The sequence below is a fragment of the Aphanothece hegewaldii CCALA 016 genome, assembly GCF_003007785.1.
GTDB classification, from domain to species: domain Bacteria; phylum Cyanobacteriota; class Cyanobacteriia; order Cyanobacteriales; family Microcystaceae; genus Chroococcus; species Chroococcus hegewaldii.
On sequence record NZ_PXOH01000034.1, the window covers coordinates 1 to 25,659 of the forward strand.

The following is a 25,659-nucleotide window of genomic DNA, read 5'->3' on the forward strand; positions in this document are numbered from 1 at the left end:
CGGTCGCGTTTTAGCCAGTCATCGACGACATCAAATATGCCTCTTTCGACACTCTGGCGGCCTACTGCTATGGTCATGAAACTAATCTCCGTGTCAATATGGTGAACTAAACAAAATGTATGACATAACTATGACGGGTCTAGCCTAGATTTTTCCACACTTAATTTAAGTGGTCTAGACGGTTTGTGAGAAATGTTTACTTTTCTTAACTTATACTATCTTAAAATAAACTTTCTCAGATTTCCAGTCCGATTCTTAAAAAAAACAAAAATCTCTAAAATTTTTGCGAGATAATACAAGAGAGAAGGCAAGGAGAAAAACAGTATATGTATACTATTGATGTGACTCTAAAATATTCGCCGATTCCAATTTCGGTACAGCGTAAGGAAGCGGAAGGCGCGGAAGCCCTGTTTCAATCGATTATCGCCGCTATGCGATCGCAATCCTCGCAGCTTTTAGAGTTGACTTGCGACAAACAGCCAGATAAAAAAGTGGCTCTGTTGAGCGATCAAATTAGTGCTGTGATTGTTTCGGAAAAAACGGGAGCCTCAGCACGGGGAAATGTTCCAGGCTTTTTCTCCATTGCAGCAGGTGATAACTCATAACGAGCCTTGATTTTAAATTGAATAAGGGGAGAAAATTAATGTTTTTTCATCTCCCCTTACAAATCTTAATCTTTTGTAGTGACGCGAAACTTATTGTTTACGAGCGATACAATGTCCTGATAACTAATTCCGTTTTCTCGTCCACTCCACGCGCCATAATGGCTCGGTTCTTCGATTGTAAAACCGTATTTGTGATACATATCTCGAACCAGTTCGGGTTTATAAGCGAGTGCAGATTCGGGAATTTCGGGGTTAATAGTTAAGCCGCCTTCGATTTCATGCTTAAATTTTAAACGGTGCCGAGCGAGAAATCCCCGAACAAGGAATGAAGTTCGAGGGATGAAAGCAAGGGCAGGGTTTTTGACACAAACCAAAAATCTTGTGCTAGAATATTTACTGTTAACCCCAGTTTACCTGAAAACCTTGTATAGAGCCGTCAAAGTCCGAATTTATCCAACGCCAGAACAATCTCAAAAACTTAGTCAAGTTATGGGATGTGCAAGGTTTTGGTGGAATTACGCCTTGAATCTATGCAATCAAACTTATAAAGAAACTGGTTTTGGGTTAACGCAGATAGCTCTCAATAAAGTTTTACCTAAACTAAAAAAGGAAAAAGAAACAGCATGGCTAGGAGAGTGTTATTCTCAGGTTTTGCAGTCAACGACACTTAATCTAACCAAAGCGTTTAAAAACTTCTTTGATAAAAGAGCTAAATATCCTAGATTCAAATCCTATCACGGGAAGCAATCTTGCCAATATCCACAAAACTGCCAAGTGGTTGAAAAAGCAGTCAAAGTTCCTCAAGTTGGAATTATAAAAGCTTCAATTCATCGGCTATTTGATGGGCAATTGAAAACTGTAACCATTACTAAAACACCAACAGGAAAATATTATGCTTCATTGTTATTTGACACTGAACAAGAAACTCCTGAATTAGTAGTAACAGGTAAAACAATTGGTATTGACTTAGGACTTAAAGACTTTTGTATTACCCACGACGGACAAAAAACGTCTAAGTTTGCTAATCCTAGGCACATTAAAAAACATGAAAAAAATTTAGCCAGAAAACAACTCTTGTTAGCCCGTAAGAAAAAGGGAAGTAAATCAAGAGAAAAAACACGCAAGCTAGTAGCCAAAGTTCACGAACGTATAAGCAATGCCCGTCAAGACTTTCTACATAAATTATCAAGAAAAATTGTCAATGATAATCAAGTAGTGGTTGTTGAAAATTTGAACATCAAGGGTATGGTTCGTAATCACAACTTAGCTAAAGCAATCTCTGATGTTGGATGGGGAATGTTTGTTAATTTCTTGGACTATAAGCTAAAAGAAAAAGGTGGTTTATTGGTTGAAATTGATAGATGGTTCCCTAGCTCTAAAACCTGCTCTAATTGTCTTTATCAAATGTTGGATATGCCCTTAGACATTCGAGAATGGGCCTGTCCTAGTTGTGGCACACATCATGATAGAGACGAGAATGCAAGTAAGAATATAAGAGCAGAAGGCATCAGACAATTATCGGTCTTAGGAACTAGGACTGCTGCTGAAGGAGGGGAAGTAAGACCAAAAGGGGGACGTAAGTCTGTCTTGAGGCATTCCCCAGTGAGTTCAGAAGCCCCGCATGAAGCTAACGCGTAATGCGTGGGTAGTTCACCCACGATTGAGGCATTCCGTCAATACCGCTCGAAAAATCCATGTTTTAAAGCTTGTGAAAGGACAGTAAATTTAGTAGACGCTCTAGATCAAAATAAGTGTTCATCAATTGCTGCATACACTCGACTTTAATCGGTTCTTGAATACGAGCTTTCCCAAAAGCTTGATCAACAATCTCGACGGCGGTTAAAGTATCTAAATCGACTGATAAAATCGGGACTTCTAAATATTCAGCCCGGCTTAAAATTAGAGGATTAGGGGCAATATGACCCGTTAAAATCAGACAACTGGTAGAGGTTTCGAGTGCTGCGAGTTGAACATCGGTCCGATCGCCTCCCGTAATCACTGCCATATTTTGACCTTTGCGAAAATATTCAATTGCAGCATTAACATTCATTGCACCAATTGTCAAGCTTTCTACCATTAAATCTAGCCGATCAGGACGACATAAGATTTCTGCTTTAAGTTGTTTAGCAATTTCTCGAACACTAACACTACGAAGTAGACTACTTCTGGGTAATAATCCTAAAACGGGTATATTGTGTTTTTCTAAAAAAGGTTTGAGCAAAGTTTGGCAATCTTCAACCGCGTCTAAAGGAATATCATTAATGATCGCACCCAATAAATGATCACCTAGTTCTAGTTTGGCTTTAAGTAAACTATCTACAATAAGAGGAGACGTATAACGAGTCACCAGTAAGACTTGTAGATCTAAAATTTCGGCAATTTGCGGAACCGATAAATTAAATAAAGTACCTTCCGATAAACTTCCAGCACCTTCTAGAATACAAATATCACCTTCTATAGAATTAAGATAATTTTTTAGCTCTACGGTGTAGTCTCTGACATCTTTTTCATAAAGACTTTTTTCGACCGTTTCAGGATTAAGATAAAACAGAGGCGATCGAACATGACTATCAGATAAACCGAGTAGCTGCTGCATAAACTGTACATCATCTTCGGCTAAATCTGATTGAAAACTCGTTCCGACAGGTTTCCCATAAGAAACGCTTAAACCCTTTTGCTTAAACTGATGGGCCAGACCTACTATAGTTCCAGACTTACCACTATAGGGTTCAATCGACCCAATCAGCAAAGACATAGTAGATAAAGACATAGTAGATTTTGCCACATCTAAACTCCTTTTTTTGACGTATTCCTCTAGCTTACAAGAATTATAGGAAAAGCAAATCTTGTAAATCAGTAATTTATAAGCTTATTTTTACTAATTTGGGTTGATTAATCATCAAAGCGTAACAATTTTCGGTAAAAACCTTGAGGAAAATCTGCTGTACCAAATTGTTTAGAACTTTTGATCACATCAATTAGATAGTCAATAAATTCAGCATTAAGTATTGTAATCTCATAGCTTAGATCCGCTTGTCCATCGAATTGAATTCGACAGCGCGTTAACTCAGCAGGAAGTTTAGAAACATACCAAGATGCTGCAAACGGGATTTGTTCACTTCCTTCTATATGACGCGCACCTTCTAAAAATCCTTGGTTGTACAATGTGATGGCATAAGGAAGAATACCGTGTTTGTCTTTGGGATAATATGGCGTATAAACGAGTACTTCAGATTTATTAGCAGCTTCTAATTGTTCGAGCGTAGGCATATTGAGTCTGATCAGATAAAATTTAGCTTTATGAAAGAAAGGATCTTCTATTGTCAGGTTTACTGTAGACCTAACTCTTAAGATCGACTTCAATTCTAGTATTCCCTATTTTTCACGCTCAATTAAACAAACGCTTTACGAATTGTTAGACTTTAGATTCAATTCTTCTTGTAATCGTTTAACTGTACTCGATCGACTAACAATAGTCACCGTATTTTTTTCCGTCTTGACAAAAACACGACCCGCAAAAAGAGATTTAGTATAGATCGTAAAGTCTTCCATTTGTCCGTTTTGCTCAAACCCCATTTCTGCAAGGGTTTTTTGAAAAGTTTTTAGAAAGTTTTTCTCATTACCCTTAAAAGATGACGAAAACGTTACACTACGATTAAAATAAGCCCCCACTAAACCCGCCACTAAACCCGCGCTCATTCCGATAACATAGGAAGAGCGATCTAAACTCATTTCCATTCCCTGAGAAATGACTAAAAGTACAATCAGTGCGGTACAGACAAAATAATACAAAAAAGTGGTTAAAAATTCAGGGCCAGTCAGCATAATCGTTTTATCCAACGTGTATGAAATATGATAAGCGATCAATGAATCCTTTAAGCGTTGCACCAATGATGGAACGTACTGATCGTCATTTTCGTTATTTGATGCGTCAGATCACCCGTCGGACTCTACTTTACACCGAAATGATTACAACGGCGGCGATAACTCATGGCGATCGTACTAAGTTACTCGGTTTCTCTCCCGAAGAAAAACCTATCTCTCTACAACTGGGTGGCGATAATCCGCTCTTACTTGCCGAATGTGCCAGAATTGCGGAGGATTTGGGCTACGATGAGATTAATCTAAATGTCGGTTGTCCTAGTTCGCGGGTACAAAATGGACATTTTGGCGCGTGTTTGATGGCACAACCCGAAACCGTTGCTAGATGTATTGAAGCAATGCAAAAAGCTGTAATGATTCCTGTAACCGTTAAACATCGCATTGGAATTGATGAACGCGATCGTTATGAAGATATGTTAAATTTTATTAAGATTGTCTCAGATGCTGGCTGTCGTCGGTTTACAGTTCATGCGCGTAAAGCTTGGTTAAAGGGTTTGAGTCCCAAAGAAAATCGCACAATTCCCCCATTGCGTTACGATGATGTTTATCGTTTAAAAGCAGAATATCCTCATTTACTCATCGAAATTAATGGCGGTATTACTACCCTAGAACAAGTTCAACAACATTTACAAAAAGTTGATGCAGTAATGATCGGACGTGCTGCTTATGATAATCCTTATTTGTTTGCTACTGTCGATCAAGATATTTATGGCGAAAATACTATACCTCCGACACGTCATGAAGTTATAGAAAATATGTTGCCTTATCTGGAGTTTTGGTTGGGTAAAGGATTAAAACTCAATAGCATAAGTCGGCATTTATTGCAAGTATTTGTCGGACAAAGCGGGACAAAAGCTTGGAAACGACATATTAGCGATAATGCTCATCTTGAACACGCAGGAGTCGAAGTTATTACCGAAGCTTTAGCAAAAATTCCATGAATATCGCGTTTAGAATAATGGAAGATAACAAATTAATTCGGTTATAACATCAATCCTACAAACCACCGTGAAATGAATTTCACGGCTTATAGCGGAAGTCCATTAAAATGGACTAATAACCTTAAAAAAAATAGTCGGTTTAAACCGACTTTAGCTGTGAGACAGAGAATTTATTCTCTGGCGGTCTAATGGACTGGTACTCTAGAATCATCATGGGAGTAAATATAGATTATGGGTATCGCCACAATTAACCCCGCAACTGGAGAAACGATTAAAACGTTTGAACCTCTGAGTAAAGCAGAAATTGAAGCTAAACTAAAACTTGCTCAGACGGCTTTTTTGAGTTATCGAAAAACATCTTTTAGTCAACGCAGTCAATGGCTTAATGCAGCAGCCGATATTCTAGAACGAGATCAGGTTAAACTAGGGGAAACCATGACCCTAGAAATGGGAAAAACGATTAAAAGTGCGATCGCAGAAGTTCAAAAATGCGCCCTAGTTTGTCGTTATTATGCCGAAAATGGTGCAGACTTTCTCAAAGATATTCCCATAACCACCGATGCAAGTTCTAGTTATGTACATTATGAACCCCTTGGAATTATTCTAGCGGTCATGCCTTGGAATTTTCCCTTGTGGCAAGTTTTTCGTTTTGTTGCACCAACTCTCACAGCAGGAAATGTAGGACTATTAAAACACGCTTCTAATGTACCACAATGTGCCTTAGCCATCGAAGCAATTTTAACTGAAGCAGGTTTCCCCGATGGAGTTTTCCAAACCTTGCTCATCGGTGCCTCTCAAGTCGAAAATATTATTAATGACGATCGTGTTAAAGCAGCTACACTGACTGGAAGTGAACCCGCAGGAATGAGTCTAGCTTCTAGTGCAGGAAAACAAATCAAAAAAGTCGTTTTAGAATTAGGGGGAAGTGATCCGTTTATTGTTCTAGAAAGTGCTGATATAGAAACCGCAGCAACCACAGCAGTAACATCTAGAATGCTGAATAACGGACAATCTTGTATTGCAGCTAAACGGTTTATTGTTGTCGATGCTATAGCTGATCAGTTTGAACAATTATTAGTACAAAAGTTTCAAGCTTTAAAAATTGGTGATCCGATGGATGAAACGGTAGATGTAGGTCCATTAGCGACACCTTCTATTTTGTCAGATATTGATCAACAAGTTCAAAAAACCGTAGCAATGGGGGGTAAAGTATTAGTCGGTGGGAAAAAGTTAGATCGTCAAGGGAATTATTATTTACCAACCGTTCTGACTGATATTCCCAAAGGTTCACCAGGGGAAAAAGACGAATTTTTTGGGCCAGTCGCGCTACTATTTCGAGTTAAAGATATTGATGAAGCGATCGCCTTAGCTAATGATAGTCCTTTTGGTTTAGGTTCGAGTGTTTGGACGAATGATCCCAATGAACAAGAAAGACTGATAAATGAGATCGAAGCAGGTTCAGTATTTATTAATGGTTTAGTCAAGTCTGATCCACGTTTACCATTTGGAGGGATCAAGCGATCGGGTTACGGACGTGAATTAGCAAAAGAAGGAATTCATGAATTTGTCAATATTAAAACGATTTGGATTAAATAATTAAAAGAAGATCTAAAAGTCAAGTTAAGTAATAAGCATACATGAATGAGACTGTTTATATTGAAACAAGTATAGTTGGGTATTTGACTGTACGCAAGAGCAATAATCTAATTCTTATGGCTAATGCAGAAATAACGAGAGAATGGTGGGAAAATCGACGCAATCAGTTTACTTTATATATCTCTCAAGTCGTTTTGAATGAAGTAGCGCGAGGTGATGATGAGATAGCAACTAGACGACTCCAAATGTTACAAAATTTTTCACTACTTGTAGTTAATGATATTGTTGAGAATTTAGCAGCGCAGTTTCTTGCCAAAAGTAATCTACCATCTAAAGCTACTAATGATGCCATTCATATAGCAATAGCTACAATTTATGGTTTAGACTATTTGTTAACATGGAACTGTAAGCATATTGCTAATGCTCAAATTCAGAAAAAATTATCACAAATCAGTAATGATGCTGGTTACGAACTACCAACGATTTGTACACCTTATGAGCTAATGGGAGAGTAAAATGTGGAAGGATGAAGTTTTAGAAGAGATTCATGAAATCCGAGAAGAATACGCTCAAGCTTTCAACTACGATTTACAGGCTATTTGTAATGATTTGCGGAAAAAGCAATTGGAGAGTGGTAGAAAATTAATATCGCAACCTCTCAAACCTAACAAAAAAAGCTTAACTCATCAGTAAACTTGATTACTTAAAGATTATTTCCTGAGTGTTTAAGATTTATTACCAAGGGACTCTAGATGTAACCTGCATTAACCAAGGATGACCCCACCAGAATAATAAAACAAATCCTGCCACTCCTAAATAAGCGGGGCGTAAAAATTCTTCTAACTTAAGTGTTTGACGACCATCAAGAATAGCTAAAAAAGGTATAACTGAAGTGCGTTCTTTAACCTTGAGAAAAGCATCACCATAACGTTTTTCAAGACGACGATCGCCATGCCACACGGCAAATAGATGATGAGCAACCAGTCCAATAGAAGTTAATAGAGTAAAACTTGTTCCGAGCCAAAGGGTATGAGCGATACACCAAATCACTTGACCGACCATTTGCGGATGTCGAGTAATGCGAATGATCCCACTTTCATACAGATGGACTTGAGGTTTAGCGACTGCGGCGACTTCGAGTAAATTAAAAGTAGCGGGATAGAGAAACAAAAAAGAAATTGCCGAAAGAATCCACACAAAAAACTTGACATTAGGAACATTTTGTGCGTTCCACAAGATTAAACCATCGTAGCGGTGATTGAAAAAATAAATAATTAGTACGACTGCTAAAGAAATACTACACAAAGCAAAGAAAACTCGATATAGTCTTGCACCGATTTTTGTTTCTGCCCACATTCGCAAAGCCGCCAAACCACTATGTACCAAAGCAAATAAAAATAATAGCCCTAGCATCACCCAATGGCTAGTTGTCCAAGTTCCCATGCGATCGCCAATCTTTACATTTTTTACCAAATCCTATCTTATCTTAGATTTTGATACGATTTGTTTTGTACAGACGAGACATATCGCATCTCTAGCAGGACAAAAAATGGGCTAGACTATTTTAAATAAGCAATCCTAAGAGTGATAGCAAACGAAAAACAGCTTTTTTGGGAACGGGTAACAAGACGTGGATATAGTAATAGGGCGTAATAAAACGGCTCGTCGAGCCTATGGAATTGATGAAATTGCATTAGTCCCCGGAGCGCGAACTCTTGATCCGAGTTTAGCCGATACTCGTTGGACAATTGGCGGTATCGAAAGAGAAATACCCATTATTGCAAGTGCGATGGATGGCGTAGTCGATACGAAAATGGCGGCACTTCTGTCAGAATTAGGAGCAATGGGAGTCATTAACTTAGAAGGTATTCAAACCCGTTATGATGATCCTAATCCAATTCTCGATCGCATTGCACAGGTGAGTAAAACCGAATTTGTTGGGTTAATGCAAGAACTTTACGCAGAACCCATCAAACCCGAACTAATTCAAAAACGCATCTCTGAAGTTAAAGAAAAAGGCGGTATTGCTGCGGTTAGTTTAACCCCAGTTGGTGCGGCCAAATTTGGCAAAATAGTCGCAGAAGCAGGAGCAGATATTTTATTTGTACAAGCGACAGTCGTTTCTACCGCGCATTTATCCCCTGAGTCTATCACTCCACTAGATTTAGTACAATTGTGCCAAGAAATGCCGATACCCGTTGCATTGGGAAATTGTGTTACCTATGAAGTCGCATTAAACCTCATGAAAGCGGGTGCAGCAGCCGTTTTAGTAGGAATTGGCCCCGGTGCTGCTTGTACGTCTCGTGGTGTGCTAGGGGTTGGTGTACCCCAAGCGACTGCCGTAGCTGACTGTACCGCAGCTAGAGAAGATTATTATCGAGAAACGGGGAAATATATTCCTGTCATTGCCGATGGTGGAATCATTACGGGAGGAGATATCTGTAAATGTATTGCCTGTGGTGCCGATGCGGTAATGATTGGCTCTCCGATCGCTCGTGCTGCTGAAGCCCCTGGAAGAGGTTATCATTGGGGAATGGCTACCCCTAGTCCTGTTTTACCCAGAGGTACCCGTATTAGTGTCGGTACAACGGGAACGATTAAAGAAATCCTCACAGGGCCTGCTAAATTAGATGATGGGACTCATAACCTACTCGGCGCACTCAAAACCAGTATGGGAACTTTGGGCGCGAAAAATATTAAAGAAATGCAGCAAATAGAGGTAGTCATTGCACCATCTTTATTAACTGAAGGCAAAGTTTATCAAAAAGCCCAACAGTTAGGCATGGGTAAATAAATTGTAGGGGTTTGGTCGCTTGCGCCTTATCTATTCTAATTCTTGTTTTTTGGGCTTGGTTTCCAAGCCCCTACAAATAATACTGTGTCTCGACAAATTGACCAGAATTTCTGTTTAATTCCCATCGAAATTCTGCAATTGACTTTCAACCGCATTAAGATAACCTTGATCATTAATGGTTTCAGGAGAGAGTCTACCCCGTTCAATTGCTACTTGTACTAACTTCATTGCATCAACTCGCCCTGAATGAATACCCGCAACAAAAGCACCATTACTCGGAATACCTTGATCTGTAAAATAACCTTGATAACCCAAATAAACCAAATTAAACGGTAAAACTTCTGTGATCATAGCATTTAAACTCGGTTTGTATGCTGTCATTTCGGCTTTAACAGAAGGCGTTTGTAAGGCGGAAATTAATAAAACAGATAAGCTAGTAAGTATTAGACGTTGCATAATCTTTTCCTCTTTTGATGTAATTTTCTATACTTACTAAGATGACTGACACACCTGAAAAGCCCCTGAGTGGCTCCTAAAGCTTAGATAATGATTAAATGATTGATTATTTATTTTCTTCTCAGTTTTTTTTCAGATTTCAAAATAATGGTCATTTCTAGAACAACGCGAAAATGGGATAATGACGAATGTTTGAATACTTATAACGTTTTATGTCTTCTCCCATCATTCAACTGCAACCCGTCGAACAACATCAAGATTTAATCATCACAACTCCCGCGTCAGGATTATCACTACAGGGAACCATCAAAATACCAGGAGATAAATCGATTTCTCATCGTTCTTTGATGTTAGGGGCGATTTCTGAGGGTGAAACGATTATTCACGGGTTATTACTCGGTGAAGATCCTCGTAGTACCGCAAGTTGTTTTCAAGCGATGGGCGTGGAAATATCGGAACTTAATAGCGATCGCGTTACAGTAAAAGGTAATGGTTTAGGAAACCTCTTAGAACCGACTGAGGTATTAAATGCAGGTAATTCGGGAACGACTTTAAGATTAATGTTAGGGTTACTCGCTTCCCATCCCGATCGTTTTTTCACTGTAACGGGCGATCATTCTTTATGTTCGCGTCCCATGTCTCGTGTTGTCAAACCACTACAGGAAATGGGGGCGCAAATTTGGGGAAGAAAAACTAATACACTTGCACCACTTGCTATACAAGGACAAGCATTAAAACCAATACATTATCATTCTCCCATTGCTTCGGCTCAGGTTAAATCTTGTATTCTCTTAGCAGGATTAATGACAGAGGGCTTGACAAAAGTAACAGAACCTGCGTTGTCGAGAGATCATAGCGAACGAATGTTACAAGCATTTGGGGCTAAAATTGATGTCGATCCAGCGACGAATAGTGTTTCAATTATGGGACATCCTACTTTAAAAGGGCAAACTGTAATTGTCCCTGGGGATATTAGTTCGGCGGCGTTTTGGATGATTGCTGCGGCTATTGTACCTGACTCTAATTTACTCATCGAAAATGTGGGAATTAACCCGACTCGTACTGGAATCTTAGAAGTCATGCAAGCGATGGGTGCAGATATTACCCTCGAAAATGAACGGATTGTTACTGGGGAACCTGTCGCAGATTTGCGAGTCAAACACAGTCATCTTAAAGCTTGTACCATTGAAGGGGATCTGATTCCGCGTTTAATCGATGAAATTCCGATTATTGCAGTTGCGGCGACCTTTGCCCAAGGAACAACTATTATTAAAGATGCAGCAGAGTTAAGAGTCAAAGAAAGTGACAGACTTGCAGTAATGGCATCCGCATTAAATAAAATGGGTGCAAATGTGACAGAATTACCCGATGGATTAGAAATTATCGGGGGAACAGGTTTAACGGGTACAGAAGTCGATAGTTATACAGATCATCGTATTGCAATGAGTTTAGCGATCGCAGCTTTAAACGCCAAGCACTCTACTATTATCCATCGTGCCGAAGCCGCAGGGATCTCTTATCCAACTTTCGTCAGTACCTTAAAACAGGTTTGTGGTGAGTAGATTATATGTCTATTCCTCCATCTCTTAATGCTCTGATTGAGCAATTAAACCAAGAAATAGCACAAATTGACGAAGATGCCACAGTGGGTTTAAGCTTAGTACGAGATTTTTTGGCACGATTTCCAGACAATGCTAGATTAATCCAATTTTTTGCTTCTTTTAGTAATGCTATTCTGTTTGCAGAAATTGAAAGAAGACGAATCCAAAGTATTTTAGTAAATCTTACCTTTGTTGAGCAACTTACTGATGCAGAAAGACAGGAAGTAGGAGAGGATCTATCAAATGAACTAGGTAAAGTTTTAGAAACTAAAATAATAGTTAGCACCTTAAAACAACGTTTGGAAAACTTACAATGACTCATCATTCATTAAATCAGCAAGAATTAGAAGATCTTCTTAAACTGAGTGAACAGCTTGACGAGAAGCTAAAAGTTTTTAATGATGAATCGGCAAAAATAGCCCTTAAATGGCAAATTTGGGCAGAAAAAAAACACAAATCAACTCTCAAATCTACCGTGAAATGAATTTCGTAGAACAAGAACGTCAACGTGCTGAAGAATTAGAATCCCTTTTACAAAGATACCGCGAACAGTATGGCGATTTATACGATTGACGGGTTTAACCAAAAACCTGTTTACTGAAGATTATTAGATGTAAAGGAAAAGCTATGCGTATTTTGATTATGGGGGGAACTCGCTTTATCGGCGTTTATCTCACTAACATTTTAGTTGAACAGGGTCACGATGTCGTATTATTCAATCGAGGAAAGAAACCATCACCTGTAGAAGGGATACAACAAATACATGGCGATCGCACTGATGCCACTCAGTTAAAAGAAAAGTTGACAAATCAGCATTTTGATGCTATATACGATAACAATGGGCGAGAACTCAGCGACACACAGCCTTTAGTCGAAATTTTTAAAGATAAAGTCCAACATTTTGTTTATGTTAGTTCAGCAGGAGTTTATCTAAAATCGGATCAAATGCCGCATATTGAAGGTGATACAGTTGATCCAAAAAGTCGTCATAAAGGAAAGTTTGAAACCGAAAGCTATTTAGAAGCATCGGGTATTCCTTGGACTTCGGTACGTCCTACTTATATTTATGGCCCACAGAATTATAATGATTTAGAAGCATGGTTTTTTGATCGGATAGTGAACGATCGTCCGATTCCTATTCCGAGTCATGGTCAACATTTTACCCAATTTGGTCACGTTAAAGATTTAGCTAGGGCGATGGCGGCTATTTTAAGAAATTCTCAAGCAGTAGGGCAGATTTATAATATTTCCGATACTCGTTATGTGACTTTCGATGGTTTAGCGAAAGCTTGTGCAGTTGCCGCAGGGAAATCACCTGATGAGCTAAAAATAGTCCATTACAACCCGAAAGATTTTGATTTTGGCAAAAAGAAAGCCTTTCCACTACGGGCGCAACATTTCTTTGCAGATGTACATAAAGCAATGGAGGAACTAAACTGGAAACCTGAATATGATCTGATTTCGGGTTTAAAAGATTCTTTTAATAATGATTATCTCCCATCAGGTCGTCAGGATGCAGATGTGGATTTTTCTGTAGATGATGAGATTTTATCAGCTTCTGGTAAAACATAAATCAATCCCGAAACAATTGTTAGAATTACAGAGAACCAAAAAGCAATGATGGCTATTGTGTGCCAAGATTGAGTTATAGGGGCAATGAGTAGGGAAATTGCAATGATTTGACTAATCGTTTTTAGTTTTCCCCAAAGATTAGCCCCTTGTATTGTTTTTTGATTTGGGTTGACGCGCCATCCTGCGATCGCTAATTCTCTCGTTAAAATTAAAAAGACTCCCCACGCGGGAACTTGTTGTAAGTCGATCAGAGATAATAATGGGGCTAAAACGAGTAATTTATCGACTAAGGGATCAAGAAACTTGCCTAAATCAGTAATTTGGTTCAGTTTACGAGCTAAATAACCATCTAGCCAATCGGTACTCGCCGCAATGATAAAAATAATAACGCAGATCCAACGTTTTTCGGGCGTAGGCTCTTGCAGTAAATATAAAATAAAAGGAATTCCTAAAAGACGAGAAAAAGTAATTAGGTTAGGTAAATTCATCATATTAATCAACTTTCTTTTAAAACATAGCCAACACCGCGTACTGTATGAATCAAGCGTTTTTGTCCTTCTGATTCCATCTTTAGACGTAAATAACGAATATAGACTTCGATGACATTAGACTCACCTTGAAAATCATAGCCCCATACATTTTCTAAAATCTGGTCTCTGGTTAAAACTTCCCTAGGGTGTGACATCATGTATTTCAAAAGTTCAAATTCTTTCATTGTCAAATCAATTGCTTTATCATTAAGAAATAAACGCCGCGTAGTTAAATCTAATACTAACTCTCTAAAGCGTAATTGTTCTTTTACTGTAATCGTGGGCTGTAAATAAAAACGAACTAACCGTAAAAAGGCTTCTGGATGATATGGTTTAACTAGATAATCATCAGCACCAGATTCTAAACAGGCTACTCGTTCCTCTACTGTTTCTTTGGGAATAAGCATAATAATAAAAATTTGCGTTTCTGTTTTCCGTAGTTGCTGACACAAAGTTAAACCCGCGTCACCTGCTAAAGTACGATCAATAACTAGCATTGATGGGCGGAATTTTTCAACCTCGGCACTTGCTTCTTGTAAGTCGGGAATAATCATCGGATGATAACCCGCTTCTGTTAGATCAAGACTAGCCTTTTGTGCAAATCCTTCTTCCGTTTGTACGAAAAAAATACAAGGATTTAATACAGTCATTGTAGTGGACATATTTTTATTATTGATAATCATCTATTATAAAAAATCGACATTAAAAAGTAGCGCTTAGGTTAACAGAGTAGCGAGAAAGGTAGCCAATGTTGTCAATGAGTAACTATTCTTATTGATCATCCACCCTGAAACTTGATGAGGCATACGCCACAAGGTTAAATGTTCGACAGGTGGATCAGCATAAAAACTAATTTCCCCATCTCCCATTAAAGCAGAACTCCAATGAGTAAAATAGTCATGGCTAACACGATAGCTCGAAAAATTGCTGAATAGCGGCACACCCCAACCATCAAGAGCAATCATTTTTTTTACCTTACCCCCACCAAGTTGATGAAATTGTGCTGCTGCGATCGCTGCTACAACCCCAGCACTAAACGCTAAAAAAGTCAAGTCTTTTTGTAAGAAATTTTTTTCTTGGAGAAACTGCCACAGGTGAAACCCCGAAAACGCTGGATAACGTTCCGTCGGAAAAATGAGATAATCTTTTAGTTCAATCGAATGTCTTTGTAAATTGGTGATAAATTCTTGAGTGAGTGCGGGATCGTGTATTCCTGGACAAATAATAATCGTCATTTTTCATCTAATCCCTGTATTATTGAGCAATTTTAAAGATAAAACAATCAAGCAAAGACAATAAGATCAGTTTGATTAATCCGAGAAAAACCATCAAAATAGAAAATACTGCACATTTGTCTAGATAGAATGCAACCCGAAGCCACTCTTAACCAACTGAAAAACGTTCTCGATCATGGTCAACTTCCCTCTAGTTACGGAGTCTATTTTAAAAATACCTTAGTTGCCCTCTGTCATGCGTTAGAGGATCATGTATTACAAACTTGTTCCGTGATCAGCGAAGAAAAACCATTATTACTCGTCACCTTCCAACAAGGTAAATGGTATTTACAAGAAGCCGATCGCTATTATGACATTGCTCAGTGTTCCTCGGAAGTTGCGATCGCTGCGGTAGCCGATAGCGGTTTTGCTACCCATAAAACAGGGCAACTCGATAATGTTTCCCTGATTCATCTCAATTTAGATGATAGCTTAGTCGAGGAATGGAATTTAATTATCTTTGCGCCAAATTATGCAGCAATGGTATTGTGTCATGAACTATCCCCCGATGAATACCGCGCTGATGGCTATCCCCAAGTCGATACGGAACGAAAATTTTATGGACTTTGGACGTTTGATCGGACTTTAGTTCAAACCGCAGCCCATATTTTAACCGAACGATATCGCCCTTATAATTCTAGTTTGGCCGATCGTCTGTTAGAAAAGCAACAACAAATTAGTGAAATTACCAATACGACACCTGTCGATCTAACTGGTGTGGTTTCTCGTATTGTGACCTATCTCCAAACCAGTCAACAACAGCTAATTACCATAAACCGTCAAAAAAGAGAATTAGTAGAGTTAGAAGGGCAAGCTTTAAAACTCAATCGTAATTTAGCCGCGAATAAATTACAGGCCTTTTTAAGGATGGCACAAAAAATCGATGAACGGGATCACGATAACCCCATCGCATCGTTACAGGTTTCCGCATTAGCTGAAGTTTTAGGGCAAATTCTCGACTTACCCACCCTTAAACTGAGACGACTCCGTTTAGCAGGTTTATTGTACCGTATTGGGTTAGCAGAAGCACCCATCGAAGTCTTTACCCATCGTGCCAGTCAGCTAGATGAAGCAAGTGCCGCATTTTGGCGCGATCGCTCGGTTTTTGGGGCGCAACTTCTGGCTACAATGCCCGAATTAGTACCCATCCAAAAAATCGTTCTACAACACCTAGAATACTGGGATGGTAGCGGTAAACCCAATGGTTTAAAAGGCGAGGGAATTAGCTTAGAAGCCCGTATTTTAGGGTTAGTCGCATATTTCCAAGAACAAACACAACCAAGAGGCGATCGCGCTGCCATGAGTCTTACAGAAGCCTTAGATAAATGTCTGGAATACAGTGGTATTCGCTTTGATCCCGCTTTGGTAGAATCATTAAGTACAGTGATTCGCTTAGTTGAAATTGGTTTAATGAAATTACCCGATCGTCCTAGTCAATTACCCACTGTTTGGTTAGAAGAAACGATTACTAATAAAAGTTAAACGCCAATTTTTTTAAACCCCATTCGTTATTGTAGGGGTTTGGTCTCCAAACCCTCATCTTTGTCACAAATCATTCATTTTTAAAAACAACAAATTAACATGAATACCATTACTCAAATCGATTTAAACGCCATTATCCAAGGAGAAATTAAAAACCTAGCTGGCGTAAATTTAGAAGGATTAGATTTATCTCAAGCGAATTTAACGGGTGCTAATCTTTCGGGTGCAAACTTACAAAATACTATTTTAAGAGCAAATCTAAAAGGGGCTGATTTAACGGGTGCGAATTTAGTCGGTGCTGATTTGAGAAATGCTGATTTAAGAGGAGCAATACTATTAGATGTTAATGCTTATAACGCGAGTTTTGCAGGTGCGTTTTTAGCAGGAGCAATCTTAAGTCATTTAGATTTAACCGCCGTTGATTTTCGTGGTGCAGACTTGCGGGGAGTTAATTTAATTAGTGCTATTTTAAACAGAACTGATTTTAGTAGTTCCAATCTTTCAGGTGCAGATTTATCGCAAGCAGATTTAGAAGAAGCTATTTTAAATGGTGCTGTTTTAAGAGGAACAAATTTTACTCAAGCTAATTTATTATGTGTTCAAATAGAACAAGCTATACTGACAGGCGCAATTTTTGATGATTGTTGTTTAGAGGGAACGAATATTCAAAAATAGTTAAATTTAATTTTAAAAAAATTAGCCTATTGATGCGATGAAGAACGTAACCCTAATTTGTTCCCAAATAAAATTTAGAGAGCAACCTTACTTTAGGATGATTGCTTTCTAAAAAATATTCTTACATTCGTGATTTGAATTTAAAGAGTTCAATTAAACTCAAAATAGAGTTTTATCCCCTTTAATACAATTGTAGGGGATTGGTTGCCAAACCCTATACATATTTGGATTTGGAGACCAAATCCCTACAGGTCATTTTTATCGGGTATTTATAGCGGATTCCATATCACACTTTTATATAATTGTACAAAAACTTTAAGAAATTTGACGATCGCTGTTTTGAGTTGTTTTCTCTAAATAGCGTTGGAATAGCATATCTGATAAGTATTGAGCGAAAGTTTTATTATCATTGAACTGACGATAGAACTGGAAGTTAGACTCAATTAAATCCTGCATTAGATCATTGATGATAGTATTAAAGGTTAATCTCACATTTTCGGAACTGTTGACCTGAAGACTCGCTTTTAAGGCTTCATGTTGATCTAATTTTGTTTCTATTTGTTGAATAAATACTCGTTCATCTTCAGTAAAATTAGTGCCGAATTGTTGGTTAAGCTGTTGTAGAATCTGGGATAGCGGTTCTAGTTCCTCGATAGGAAGTTGACTTATCCCTGCACTGACGATAGGGTCTAATTCTCGGATACCCTGTGTTAGTGGTATTCTTCCTATATGGGTTGGTTGGATGCTGTATGTAAAAAATGCGATATTTTGCTGTACTTCAATGGGTAAACGTTGGCTGGATATCGGTAACTTACGCGCTAGATGACGGCTAAATTCGTAGAGTTTTTCTAATTCGCCATCAGGAATAGAAAGTAATTGGGAAATAAAACCATAGAGACGCACAAAGTCTTTTAATTGGTTTCTAAATGTAAATTGTTCTTCTTCTGTTGTGGCTTGATAACGGTCAATGACGGGTACTAATATAGCGTGTAATTGATCTTGTGTGGCTTTGGGGTCATAATAGATACGGGCAAAGTTGTCTACCTCCGTATCCGTATATAGCTCGAAGTTTTCTAACTGATACTGAATATCGTAGAGTAGATTAGGGTCTGTTTCTGTGGCGAGGGCAGTACGATCGTAATATACTTCAAATGCACTCTGTATTGTCCCAGCATCATTGGCAAAATCTAGAACTATTGTACTGTTTTTATTCAAATAAGTACGGTTGAGACGAGATAGGGTTTGTACGGCGTTGACTCCTCCTAGCCGTTTGTCTACATACATCGCTACTAGCAAAGGTTGGTTAAACCCTGTTTGAAACTTATTGGCAACGATGAGGAATTTGTAGGGGTCTTGGTTAAAGGTTTCGGCTGTGGCGGTTTCAGGGATGCTTGTTTGGGCTGAGGCGGTATTCATGCCCGTTTCAGTAAAATCACTGCCACCATCTTTGACAGTATCCGTAAAAGCAACTAGAGATTGATAAGGGTAGCTATTCTCTCTCAAATATTGGTCTAATGCGAGTTTGTAGCGGACGGCATGAAGCCTAGAAGGAGTGACTATCATGGCTTTGGCTTTTCCGTTGAGTTGATGGGCGACGGTATCCTTGAAGTGTTCGACGATGATAGCTACTTTCTTGTTAATGGTGTGTTGATGCAGTTCGACGAAATTTCTCAGTAAGCGAGTGGCTTGACTTCTATCGAAATGCGGGTCAGTTTCAGCCGTTTTAATCAGATTAAAATAGGTTTGATAGGTGGTGTAGTTTTGGAGTACGTCTAAAATAAATCCTTCTTCTATTGCCTGACGCATGGAATAGAGACTAAAAGGGACATATTCTCCGTTGGGTTGTTTGATGCCAAATAATTCTAGGGTTTTCGCTTTGGGTGTTGCAGTGAAGGCGAAATAACTCAGGTTAAGTAAGTTGCCTCGTTTTCTCGCTTCTTCGGTGATGCGGTCTTCGAGGTCATTTTCGATATTTTCCTCTTCTTGGGCGGCAGCTTCTAAACTACTGACATTTAAGACGCTTTTAAGATATTTACTGCTTTCTCCAGACTGGGAGGAATGGGCTTCATCTATAATAACGGCGAAGTGTTGCCCTGAAAGTTGTTGAATTTGGTCTACGATGCGGGGGAACTTCTGGAGGGTGGTGACTATGATATTTTTGCCATTTTCTAAAGCTTCTTTGAGTTGGCGAGATGTTTTATCGATGTTTTCGACTACTCCGTCTACTTGCTGAAATTGTTTGACGGTTCGCTGTAATTGGCGATCGAGTATTCTGCGATCGGTAATAATAATGATAGAGTCGAAAATACGATTATCTTTGCTGTCGTGTAAGCAAGCGAGTTGATGAGATAGCCAAGCAATTGTATTACTTTTACCACTACCTGCGCTGTGTTGAATGAGATATTTTTGTCCAGAACCTTTAGCTTTAGCATCTTTTATCAATCTTCGGACGGTATCAAGTTGGTGATAGCGGGGAAACAGTAGGCTTTTGTTTCCTGTTTTGCGTCCTTGGTTATCTTCTTCGACAAGAGTGATAAAGTTCTGTACAAGGTCGAGGATGCTATTTTTATTCCAGATGTTTTCCCACAGATAAGCGGTACTGAAATATGACCTCACCCCTGACCCCTCTCCATCTAGACGAGGGGAAAATAGTTTAGGTGGATTTCCTGCGCCGTTGTTGTAACCTTGATTAAAGGGAAGAAATTCGGTTTTTGTCCCTTGTAGATGGGTTGTCATGTAGACTGTATCAGGGTCTACAGCAAAATGAGACAGACAGACACCGAAACTGAGTACAGGTTCTCTGGGGTTGCGGGTGGTTCGGTATTGTGTGACGGCATTTTCTACGGTTTGTCCTTTAAAGGGGTTTTTGAGTTCGGCAGTAAAGATAGGGATACCATTGAGGAATAAACCTAAGTCGATGCTTTTGTCGGGAGTTTTCTCGCTGTAGTAGAATTGGCGGATGACACTGAAAAAATTCGCTTGATAGAGTTTTTGGGTTTCTTCATTCAGTCCACTAACAGGACAAAAATAAGCCAGTTGAAAGCGACAGCCATTCGTTTTGATACCGTTGCGGAGAACTTCTAATGTACCTTGTTTTTGGATGACATCGGCGAGACGTTTGAGAAGTTTTTGTTTAGCGTCGGTTCCGTATTGAGTTTGGAATTTTTGCCATTCTTTCGGTTGGGTAGCTATAAGGAAATTGATAACATCATCTGGAATGAGGCAAAGGGTTTTATCATAGTTGTTTGAGGTGCTTTTGTGATAGCCATTAGCGAGTAGGTAAGTTTCTATTGCTTCTTCAAAGTTCTTTTCTGAGGTGTCTATCATTAAAATTATTTCTTTTGGAAAGTTTACTATCTTAGCATAGCCAGCCAGTAAATGAATTTACTGTCTCACAGCTAAAGTCCATTAAAATGGACTTAAATGTCCTAAAAGTTAGTCTGTTTACGAAAGTTAAAAAATTAATTCTATTATAATGATAGTCCAATAAACTACCGTGAAATAAATTTTACTGCTCATAGCTAAAGTCGGTTTTAACCGACTCATTATCTGAATTTTAGTCCATTTTAATGGACTTCAGCTATCAGACAGGGATTTTAATCCTTGGCGTATTAATTACTAATTCTAAAATTTGCTCGAAATTTACAGCAGTTTGGTCGGTGTTTGTATTCATGGTTAGAGTGTCCTTAATTAATACAATTATTAAGTTTAAATAGTTGTTATTCAAATAAAGTTCATAGTAAATTTATTTATTTCTATAATATTTCCCAATTAAAAATATTAAGGAATTTTAACTTTAGCTGCAATCTCTTCACCTAATCGAGTAAAGTGATTAGCATTAAGTGTCAGTAAATAACTAATTTCTTCTTTCAAAACAATTTGAGCAATTAAAGCATCATAAATCCCACCACCAATTATATTTTTAGTTACCATACGTTGAATAACTTCATTATAATCGACAGCCGTAAGAGGAATAACCATAAATAATTGTAAATTTTGCTCTATTAACTGTTTCGCTATGGCAGGAAAAATAAGCGGTTTGAGAGGAAGCATAGCCAGTGAATGAATTCACTGTCTCACAGCTAAAGTCCATTTTAATGGACTTGAATGCCATAAAAGTTAGTCGGTTTATGAAAGTTAAAAAATCAATTCTGTTAGAATGTTAGTCCAATAAACTACCGTGAAATTAATTTCACGGCTCACAGCTAAAGTCGGCGGAGCTTACAAGCTGGGCGCGCAGGTCGCCCAGACAGCCCCTTGTTCAAACCGACTCCGAAGTCAGAGTTTTAGTCCATTTTAATGGACTTCAGCTATCAGACAGGGATTTTAATCTCTGGCGTATTAATTACTTCAGAATTTTCTATAGATTCAGCTTCAAAGACTAAGACATTATCTTGATAAAAAAGTAAGGGTTTATCTGTGTTTGTATTTTCGCTAGACTCTAATAAATTGTGACTAACTATTTCTTGTCCTAATTCTTGATGAAGTTGCACTTTTTCTGAGTTAGAAAGTTTTTTAACTAATTTTAAAAACTGCTCGAAATTTAAAGCAGTTTGGTCAGTGTTTGTATTCATAGTTAGAGTGTTTCTAATTAATAGCAAAAGTAAATTCAGCATTATGATAAATATCTCTAGCTGGCATTTTTATTATATCTCCTCCCTAACATCAATTTTACCTGTTACGGCGGCAGATATTAAAGCGGTACGGTATTCTTTTAAGTATTCGATGCTGGTTTGTGTTTTGTTAATGAGTGTGTCTATTTTTTGGGTTTGGATGTCGAGGTATTCGGCGATTTTTTGTTGTTCGGTGAGAGGAGGAATTACACTAACAAGATTTGATACATCGTCAACAGTTACAGCCTCATAAGTGCTGCCAGTACTTAAAAAACTTAATCCTATTTTTATTACATTTAATAAATACCAAGCAAAATCTTTATTAATTAATGTTTCACAATTTTTAATAGCGCATAAACCTCGACCAATTCCATACTTTTGATTAGCTATATTTAAAGCTCCAACAGGCGCACGAACTGATAACAAAATATTACCTTTATTCGCATATTTATTAGCAGTAGAGCAATAAATTTTAGCTTGGGGATATTGCTCACCAAATTCTGCATTTCCTTGAAGAAACGGAACACCTTCTTCATAACTATAGTCATCAGAATTAGGAGATTGTCCCATAATAATATTAGAGATAAATTTTAATCTTTTAACCTCCCAATGTTCAGGAATCATCCCCAACCACTCAACCCCTGAATACTTCATCGGTACATCTGGGTTAAGACCTTTAGTAACTGCATGACTAATGATTGCTGTACGTTTTTCTTGCAGGAGTTCGATTAAATGTTGTTTTTTATTAATTAGATTGTCGATTTTTGCAGTTTCTTTGCCGAGAAATTGTGCGATTTTTTTTTGTTCGGTGAGGGATGGAATTACGCTAACAAGATTTGATACATCGTCAACAGTTACAGCCTCATAAGTGCTGCCAGTACTTAAAAAACTTAATCCTATTTTTATTACATTTAATAAATACCAAGCAAAATCTTTATTAATTAATGTTTCACAATTTTTAATAGCGCATAAACCTCGACCAATTCCATACTTTTGATTAGCTATATTTAAAGCTCCAACAGGCGCACGAACTGATAACAAAATATTACCTTTATTCGCATATTTATTAGCAGTAGAGCAATAAATTTTAGCTTGGGGATATTGCTCACCAAATTCTGCATTTCCTTGAAGAAACGGAACACCTTCTTCATAACTATAGTCATCAGAATTAGGAGATTGTCCCATAATAATATTAGAGATAAATTTTAATCTTTTAACCTCCCAATGTTCAGGAATCATCCCCAACCACTTAACCCCTGAATCTTTATATTTTGGGTATTGTTTCCATTGCTTAAAATCATCCATCATTCTTCCTCCCAATCTTCATAACTTAACCCCTCAATCCTACTAAACTCTCTTATATTATGAGTGACTAATATAAGATTATTAGCTATAGCAATAGAGGCAATTTGTAAATCATATGGGCCGATGGGAGTTCCTCTAATTGCTAACTGAGTACGGATATTGCCATAAATTATAGCTGCTTGGTCATTAAAAGGAAACGAGACAAACTTACTAAAAAAGTTATTTTGAGCTTGTAAATTTTCAGCTACTTTTCTACTCTTAATAGCACCATAAAATAACTCGGCTTTGACGACAGAGCAAACAGCAACATCATTAGATAATAAACTGTCTAAGCGATTTCTGATTGTAGAATTAGAATATTTTAAATAAATAATACAAGTATTGCTATCTAATAAATATCTCATTCTAATGACTCCCTAACTTCGTATTCTCCTTGAGGATGTCTGATAAAACTTTCATCATTTATAGAACCAGCAGTTTTGTTAAGAAACTCATGCCATTCTAATTGACTAAAATCTTCTGTAACGGTTTTAATTGTTACAGTAATATCAACTTCAACCCCTTTATATTCTGACGGAATATCTAGATGTAATATTCCATCTTGACCAACATGAGAACGTAAAGTAATTTGTTGCATTTTTGTCACCTCTAAAATTTAGTATTAATAATTATACACCCGTAAAAAACTTATTTTTTTTAGTCATTCATTCTCATAAATTCTAATTTTTTCCTTTTTAATATAACTTTAATTTCTTACATTATACAGATATATACTAATTATTCATTTCTATCAATTACCAAATTTTTAAATAAAGACACAGAAATAATTTTTGTATTACCCAAGCTTTTAATTTCATCAAAATCTTTATCCCCAGTAATCAGATAGTCTGCTTGAGTCTCCACAGCACAAGCTAAAAACTTAGCATCTTTTCTATCTCTCGGAAAATCTATAACCAGTCTAATATCTACCCAAGTCGTAAAAGTATCTAACACAAAAAACCATCTTTGCTTTTTGTCTTCATTTAATTTTAAACGTTTTCTACTTAATACTTCTTTGTATTCTCTTAATATTTCTTCTGAAACCAGCCATTGATAATCTATTTGAGAAGTTACAAACAGAATAATTGCTTCTGGATTTCTATTTGCTACAGCAGCAGAAACTAAAACATTAGTATCGATAACTATTTTCATTCTCCTCGTCTATAAGCATCAATTTCAGCTTGAATATCTGCTTCTGTTAAAGGATTATCTAAGTGTAAAGCCTGAGTTTCTTTAAAAAGTTCTTTCAACTCTTGCAATAACTGATTCTTAGAACGGTCATTTTGATTGATATATTTAACCATAACTGTTACCTCTAAATCAGTTTCTTTCATACCGACAGGAATATCTAAATGTAATATTCCATCTTCACCAACACGAGAACGTAAAGTAATTTGTTGCATTGTTCTTACCTAAAATAATTACGAAAAAACTCTATCTAACCACTGAACTAAATCTGCTGTTTCTTGAAACTCAAAAAAAGCATCCGATAAAGCTTCAATCTGTTCGATAGATAACTGTTTAATTCTTTCCTCTACCGCTTCTGTTAAATCGGGAAATCGTCGCTTAAGTTGTCGTAACAGTAAATTAACTTCTCCTTGTTGTATTCCCTGTTGTACTCCTTGTTGCATTCCCTGTTGAAAGCCTTTTTGTAGCCCTTTTTCTAAAATACTGTTGTAAATAACCGATTCCTGCATAAGTTCCTCACTTAAATATAAATTAATGAGATTTTGGTCAAATTTCAAACCCGCTAACAATTGTACGCAAGCAGATACATTACTTTTTTCTCTCCTATCTTCGATTATATTGATTGCTTCTGCTACTTGCTGTAAAATTCTTTCTGAACTTTCTCCCTTTGCTAACACTGCTAGGGGTAATAATCCAGGTATTTTTATCAATGACTCACTCTCTAACTCCCAAATTCTAATTATTCGATAAAGATGAGTTGTATTTTGTTCTCGAAAATAATCAATAAATACCGCTTCTGTTGTAGTTGGTTTCAAAAAAATAACCACCTGTTCAATTAAACAATTATACTGGCGATATAATCTCACCCAATAATCTAACATTCGTAACGGTAAAGGGGGAGTCGATTTAGGTAAGGTTTGGAATTCTAAATGCAAAATAGTTTCGGCAACTTGCATAAAAAATAATCCATCAGCGCGGATTGGTTCTACATTTAATTCTGCTTGAAGTAAAGTTACATTTTCTGTCTCTACATTTAGCAACCATTTAACAAAAGTATGGGGATAAGTTTCTACTACAAACTTTAATATACTGTCATAACTCATTTT

At 37.5% G+C, this 25,659-nt stretch carries 31 protein-coding genes; 13 read left to right on the forward strand and 18 right to left on the reverse strand.

Going from position 1 to position 25,659, the window contains the following annotated elements; all coding sequences use genetic code 11:
* Positions 1–326 precede the first annotated feature (326 nt).
* The gene (locus C7H19_RS20710) at positions 327–605 is read left to right on the forward strand and encodes a UPF0367 protein family (RefSeq protein ID WP_106458822.1); all 279 of its coding nucleotides are present in this window, start codon (positions 327–329) and stop codon (positions 603–605) included.
* Between the two features lie 65 nt (positions 606–670).
* Here C7H19_RS20710 and C7H19_RS20715 read toward each other — a convergent pair whose 3' ends face one another.
* Positions 671–979 (reverse strand): hypothetical protein, encoded by a 309-nt coding sequence (locus tag C7H19_RS20715; RefSeq protein WP_106458823.1) that lies wholly within the window; start codon positions 977–979, stop codon positions 671–673.
* A 49-nt stretch (positions 980–1,028) separates the two neighbouring features.
* Here C7H19_RS20715 and C7H19_RS20720 point away from each other — a divergent pair, with 49 nt between their 5' ends.
* The gene (locus C7H19_RS20720; protein ID WP_106458873.1) at positions 1,029–2,243 is read left to right on the forward strand and encodes an RNA-guided endonuclease InsQ/TnpB family protein; all 1,215 of its coding nucleotides are present in this window, start codon (positions 1,029–1,031) and stop codon (positions 2,241–2,243) included.
* Positions 2,244–2,304: 61 nt separating this feature from the next.
* Here C7H19_RS20720 and C7H19_RS20725 read toward each other — a convergent pair whose 3' ends face one another.
* The 3 genes from C7H19_RS20725 to C7H19_RS20735 all read right to left on the reverse strand — a co-directional run bounded on the left by C7H19_RS20725 (position 2,305) and on the right by C7H19_RS20735 (position 4,430).
* Positions 2,305–3,375, reverse strand: a complete 1,071-nt coding sequence (locus C7H19_RS20725) for a phosphotransacetylase family protein (RefSeq protein ID WP_106458824.1) — start codon at positions 3,373–3,375, stop codon at positions 2,305–2,307.
* A 122-nt stretch (positions 3,376–3,497) separates the two neighbouring features.
* Positions 3,498–3,875 carry a type IV pilus biogenesis protein EbsA gene (gene ebsA, locus C7H19_RS20730; protein ID WP_106458825.1) on the reverse strand — a complete coding sequence of 126 codons (378 nt, stop codon included), beginning with the start codon at positions 3,873–3,875 and terminating at the stop codon, positions 3,498–3,500.
* Between the two features lie 135 nt (positions 3,876–4,010).
* Positions 4,011–4,430 carry a hypothetical protein gene (locus C7H19_RS20735; protein ID WP_106458826.1) on the reverse strand — a complete coding sequence of 140 codons (420 nt, stop codon included), beginning with the start codon at positions 4,428–4,430 and terminating at the stop codon, positions 4,011–4,013.
* A gap of 20 nt (positions 4,431–4,450) precedes the next feature.
* Between C7H19_RS20735 and dusA the strand changes: the two genes are divergently transcribed.
* The 4 genes from dusA (at position 4,451) to C7H19_RS25930 (ending at position 7,717) form a co-directional block, all read left to right on the forward strand.
* Positions 4,451–5,428, forward strand: coding sequence for a tRNA dihydrouridine(20/20a) synthase DusA (dusA, locus tag C7H19_RS20740; protein ID WP_281261735.1), 978 nt, complete (start codon positions 4,451–4,453; stop codon positions 5,426–5,428).
* 231 nt (positions 5,429–5,659) lie between these two features.
* The gene (locus C7H19_RS20745; RefSeq protein ID WP_106458828.1) at positions 5,660–7,024 is read left to right on the forward strand and encodes an NAD-dependent succinate-semialdehyde dehydrogenase; all 1,365 of its coding nucleotides are present in this window, start codon (positions 5,660–5,662) and stop codon (positions 7,022–7,024) included.
* Between the two features lie 41 nt (positions 7,025–7,065).
* Positions 7,066–7,539, forward strand: coding sequence for a type II toxin-antitoxin system VapC family toxin (locus C7H19_RS20750; protein ID WP_106458829.1), 474 nt, complete (start codon positions 7,066–7,068; stop codon positions 7,537–7,539).
* Between the two features lies 1 nt (position 7,540).
* Positions 7,541–7,717: a hypothetical protein gene (locus C7H19_RS25930; protein ID WP_181280695.1), complete on the forward strand. Its 177-nt coding sequence runs from the start codon at positions 7,541–7,543 to the stop codon at positions 7,715–7,717.
* A gap of 42 nt (positions 7,718–7,759) precedes the next feature.
* On the opposite strand, the gene C7H19_RS20755 is transcribed toward C7H19_RS25930, so the two are convergent.
* A complete protein-coding gene (locus C7H19_RS20755; RefSeq protein ID WP_106458830.1) occupies positions 7,760–8,467 on the reverse strand; it encodes an NnrU family protein in 708 nt (235 codons plus the stop codon).
* 187 nt (positions 8,468–8,654) lie between these two features.
* Between C7H19_RS20755 and C7H19_RS20760 the strand changes: the two genes are divergently transcribed.
* Positions 8,655–9,818, forward strand: coding sequence for a GuaB3 family IMP dehydrogenase-related protein (locus C7H19_RS20760; RefSeq protein WP_106458831.1), 1,164 nt, complete (start codon positions 8,655–8,657; stop codon positions 9,816–9,818).
* 114 nt (positions 9,819–9,932) lie between these two features.
* On the opposite strand, the gene C7H19_RS20765 is transcribed toward C7H19_RS20760, so the two are convergent.
* Complete coding sequence (locus tag C7H19_RS20765) at positions 9,933–10,274, reverse strand: hypothetical protein (RefSeq protein WP_106458832.1); 342 nt, start codon at positions 10,272–10,274, stop codon at positions 9,933–9,935.
* Between the two features lie 212 nt (positions 10,275–10,486).
* Here C7H19_RS20765 and aroA point away from each other — a divergent pair, with 212 nt between their 5' ends.
* The 4 genes from aroA to C7H19_RS20780 all read left to right on the forward strand — a co-directional run bounded on the left by aroA (position 10,487) and on the right by C7H19_RS20780 (position 13,447).
* The gene (gene aroA / locus C7H19_RS20770) at positions 10,487–11,836 is read left to right on the forward strand and encodes a 3-phosphoshikimate 1-carboxyvinyltransferase (protein ID WP_106458833.1); all 1,350 of its coding nucleotides are present in this window, start codon (positions 10,487–10,489) and stop codon (positions 11,834–11,836) included.
* A 5-nt stretch (positions 11,837–11,841) separates the two neighbouring features.
* A complete protein-coding gene (locus tag C7H19_RS20775) occupies positions 11,842–12,192 on the forward strand; it encodes a restriction endonuclease subunit S (RefSeq protein WP_106458834.1) in 351 nt (116 codons plus the stop codon).
* On the forward strand, positions 12,189–12,359 hold the full coding sequence (locus C7H19_RS25935; protein ID WP_181280696.1) for a hypothetical protein: 171 nt from the start codon (positions 12,189–12,191) through the stop codon (positions 12,357–12,359). The genes C7H19_RS20775 and C7H19_RS25935 overlap by 4 nt, the downstream gene beginning before the upstream one ends.
* Before the next feature lie 143 nt (positions 12,360–12,502).
* The gene (locus C7H19_RS20780; protein ID WP_106458835.1) at positions 12,503–13,447 is read left to right on the forward strand and encodes an NAD-dependent epimerase/dehydratase family protein; all 945 of its coding nucleotides are present in this window, start codon (positions 12,503–12,505) and stop codon (positions 13,445–13,447) included.
* On the opposite strand, the gene pgsA is transcribed toward C7H19_RS20780, so the two are convergent.
* The 3 genes from pgsA to C7H19_RS20795 are packed head-to-tail and all read right to left on the reverse strand — an operon-like array spanning position 13,384 to position 15,212.
* Positions 13,384–13,935 (reverse strand): CDP-diacylglycerol--glycerol-3-phosphate 3-phosphatidyltransferase, encoded by a 552-nt coding sequence (pgsA, locus tag C7H19_RS20785; RefSeq protein ID WP_106458836.1) that lies wholly within the window; start codon positions 13,933–13,935, stop codon positions 13,384–13,386. The genes C7H19_RS20780 and pgsA overlap by 64 nt on opposite strands.
* An 8-nt stretch (positions 13,936–13,943) precedes the next feature.
* Positions 13,944–14,639, reverse strand: coding sequence for a response regulator transcription factor NblR (nblR, locus tag C7H19_RS20790; protein WP_106458837.1), 696 nt, complete (start codon positions 14,637–14,639; stop codon positions 13,944–13,946).
* Positions 14,640–14,693: 54 nt separating this feature from the next.
* The gene (locus C7H19_RS20795; protein WP_106458838.1) at positions 14,694–15,212 is read right to left on the reverse strand and encodes a hypothetical protein; all 519 of its coding nucleotides are present in this window, start codon (positions 15,210–15,212) and stop codon (positions 14,694–14,696) included.
* A gap of 129 nt (positions 15,213–15,341) precedes the next feature.
* On the opposite strand from C7H19_RS20795, the gene C7H19_RS20800 reads away from it, so the two are divergent.
* Entirely contained in the window at positions 15,342–16,733 is a 1,392-nt protein-coding gene (locus tag C7H19_RS20800) for an HD domain-containing phosphohydrolase (protein ID WP_106458839.1), read from the forward strand.
* Between the two features lie 99 nt (positions 16,734–16,832).
* Positions 16,833–17,408 carry a pentapeptide repeat-containing protein gene (locus C7H19_RS20805; protein WP_106458840.1) on the forward strand — a complete coding sequence of 192 codons (576 nt, stop codon included), beginning with the start codon at positions 16,833–16,835 and terminating at the stop codon, positions 17,406–17,408.
* A gap of 315 nt (positions 17,409–17,723) precedes the next feature.
* On the opposite strand, the gene C7H19_RS20810 is transcribed toward C7H19_RS20805, so the two are convergent.
* From C7H19_RS20810 to C7H19_RS20850, 9 genes are all read right to left on the reverse strand, one after another.
* Positions 17,724–20,735, reverse strand: coding sequence for a type I restriction endonuclease subunit R (locus C7H19_RS20810; RefSeq protein ID WP_106458841.1), 3,012 nt, complete (start codon positions 20,733–20,735; stop codon positions 17,724–17,726).
* Positions 20,736–21,188: 453 nt separating this feature from the next.
* Positions 21,189–21,461 (reverse strand): PIN domain-containing protein, encoded by a 273-nt coding sequence (locus C7H19_RS20815; RefSeq protein WP_106458842.1) that lies wholly within the window; start codon positions 21,459–21,461, stop codon positions 21,189–21,191.
* Between the two features lie 260 nt (positions 21,462–21,721).
* Positions 21,722–21,982, reverse strand: coding sequence for a hypothetical protein (locus C7H19_RS20820; RefSeq protein ID WP_106458843.1), 261 nt, complete (start codon positions 21,980–21,982; stop codon positions 21,722–21,724).
* Positions 21,983–22,054: 72 nt separating this feature from the next.
* Positions 22,055–23,329, reverse strand: coding sequence for a restriction endonuclease subunit S (locus C7H19_RS20825; protein ID WP_106458844.1), 1,275 nt, complete (start codon positions 23,327–23,329; stop codon positions 22,055–22,057).
* A complete protein-coding gene (gene vapC, locus C7H19_RS20830) occupies positions 23,326–23,730 on the reverse strand; it encodes a type II toxin-antitoxin system tRNA(fMet)-specific endonuclease VapC (RefSeq protein ID WP_106458845.1) in 405 nt (134 codons plus the stop codon). Before vapC ends, C7H19_RS20825 begins: the two co-directional genes overlap by 4 nt.
* A complete protein-coding gene (locus C7H19_RS20835; RefSeq protein WP_106458846.1) occupies positions 23,727–23,963 on the reverse strand; it encodes a hypothetical protein in 237 nt (78 codons plus the stop codon). The genes vapC and C7H19_RS20835 overlap by 4 nt, the downstream gene beginning before the upstream one ends.
* A 140-nt stretch (positions 23,964–24,103) precedes the next feature.
* Positions 24,104–24,517, reverse strand: a complete 414-nt coding sequence (locus tag C7H19_RS20840) for a putative toxin-antitoxin system toxin component, PIN family (RefSeq protein ID WP_106458847.1) — start codon at positions 24,515–24,517, stop codon at positions 24,104–24,106.
* Positions 24,514–24,768, reverse strand: coding sequence for a hypothetical protein (locus tag C7H19_RS20845; protein WP_106458848.1), 255 nt, complete (start codon positions 24,766–24,768; stop codon positions 24,514–24,516). Before C7H19_RS20845 ends, C7H19_RS20840 begins: the two co-directional genes overlap by 4 nt.
* 18 nt (positions 24,769–24,786) lie before the next feature.
* Complete coding sequence (locus C7H19_RS20850) at positions 24,787–25,656, reverse strand: DUF4351 domain-containing protein (protein ID WP_106458849.1); 870 nt, start codon at positions 25,654–25,656, stop codon at positions 24,787–24,789.
* Positions 25,657–25,659: the final 3 nt, after the last annotated feature.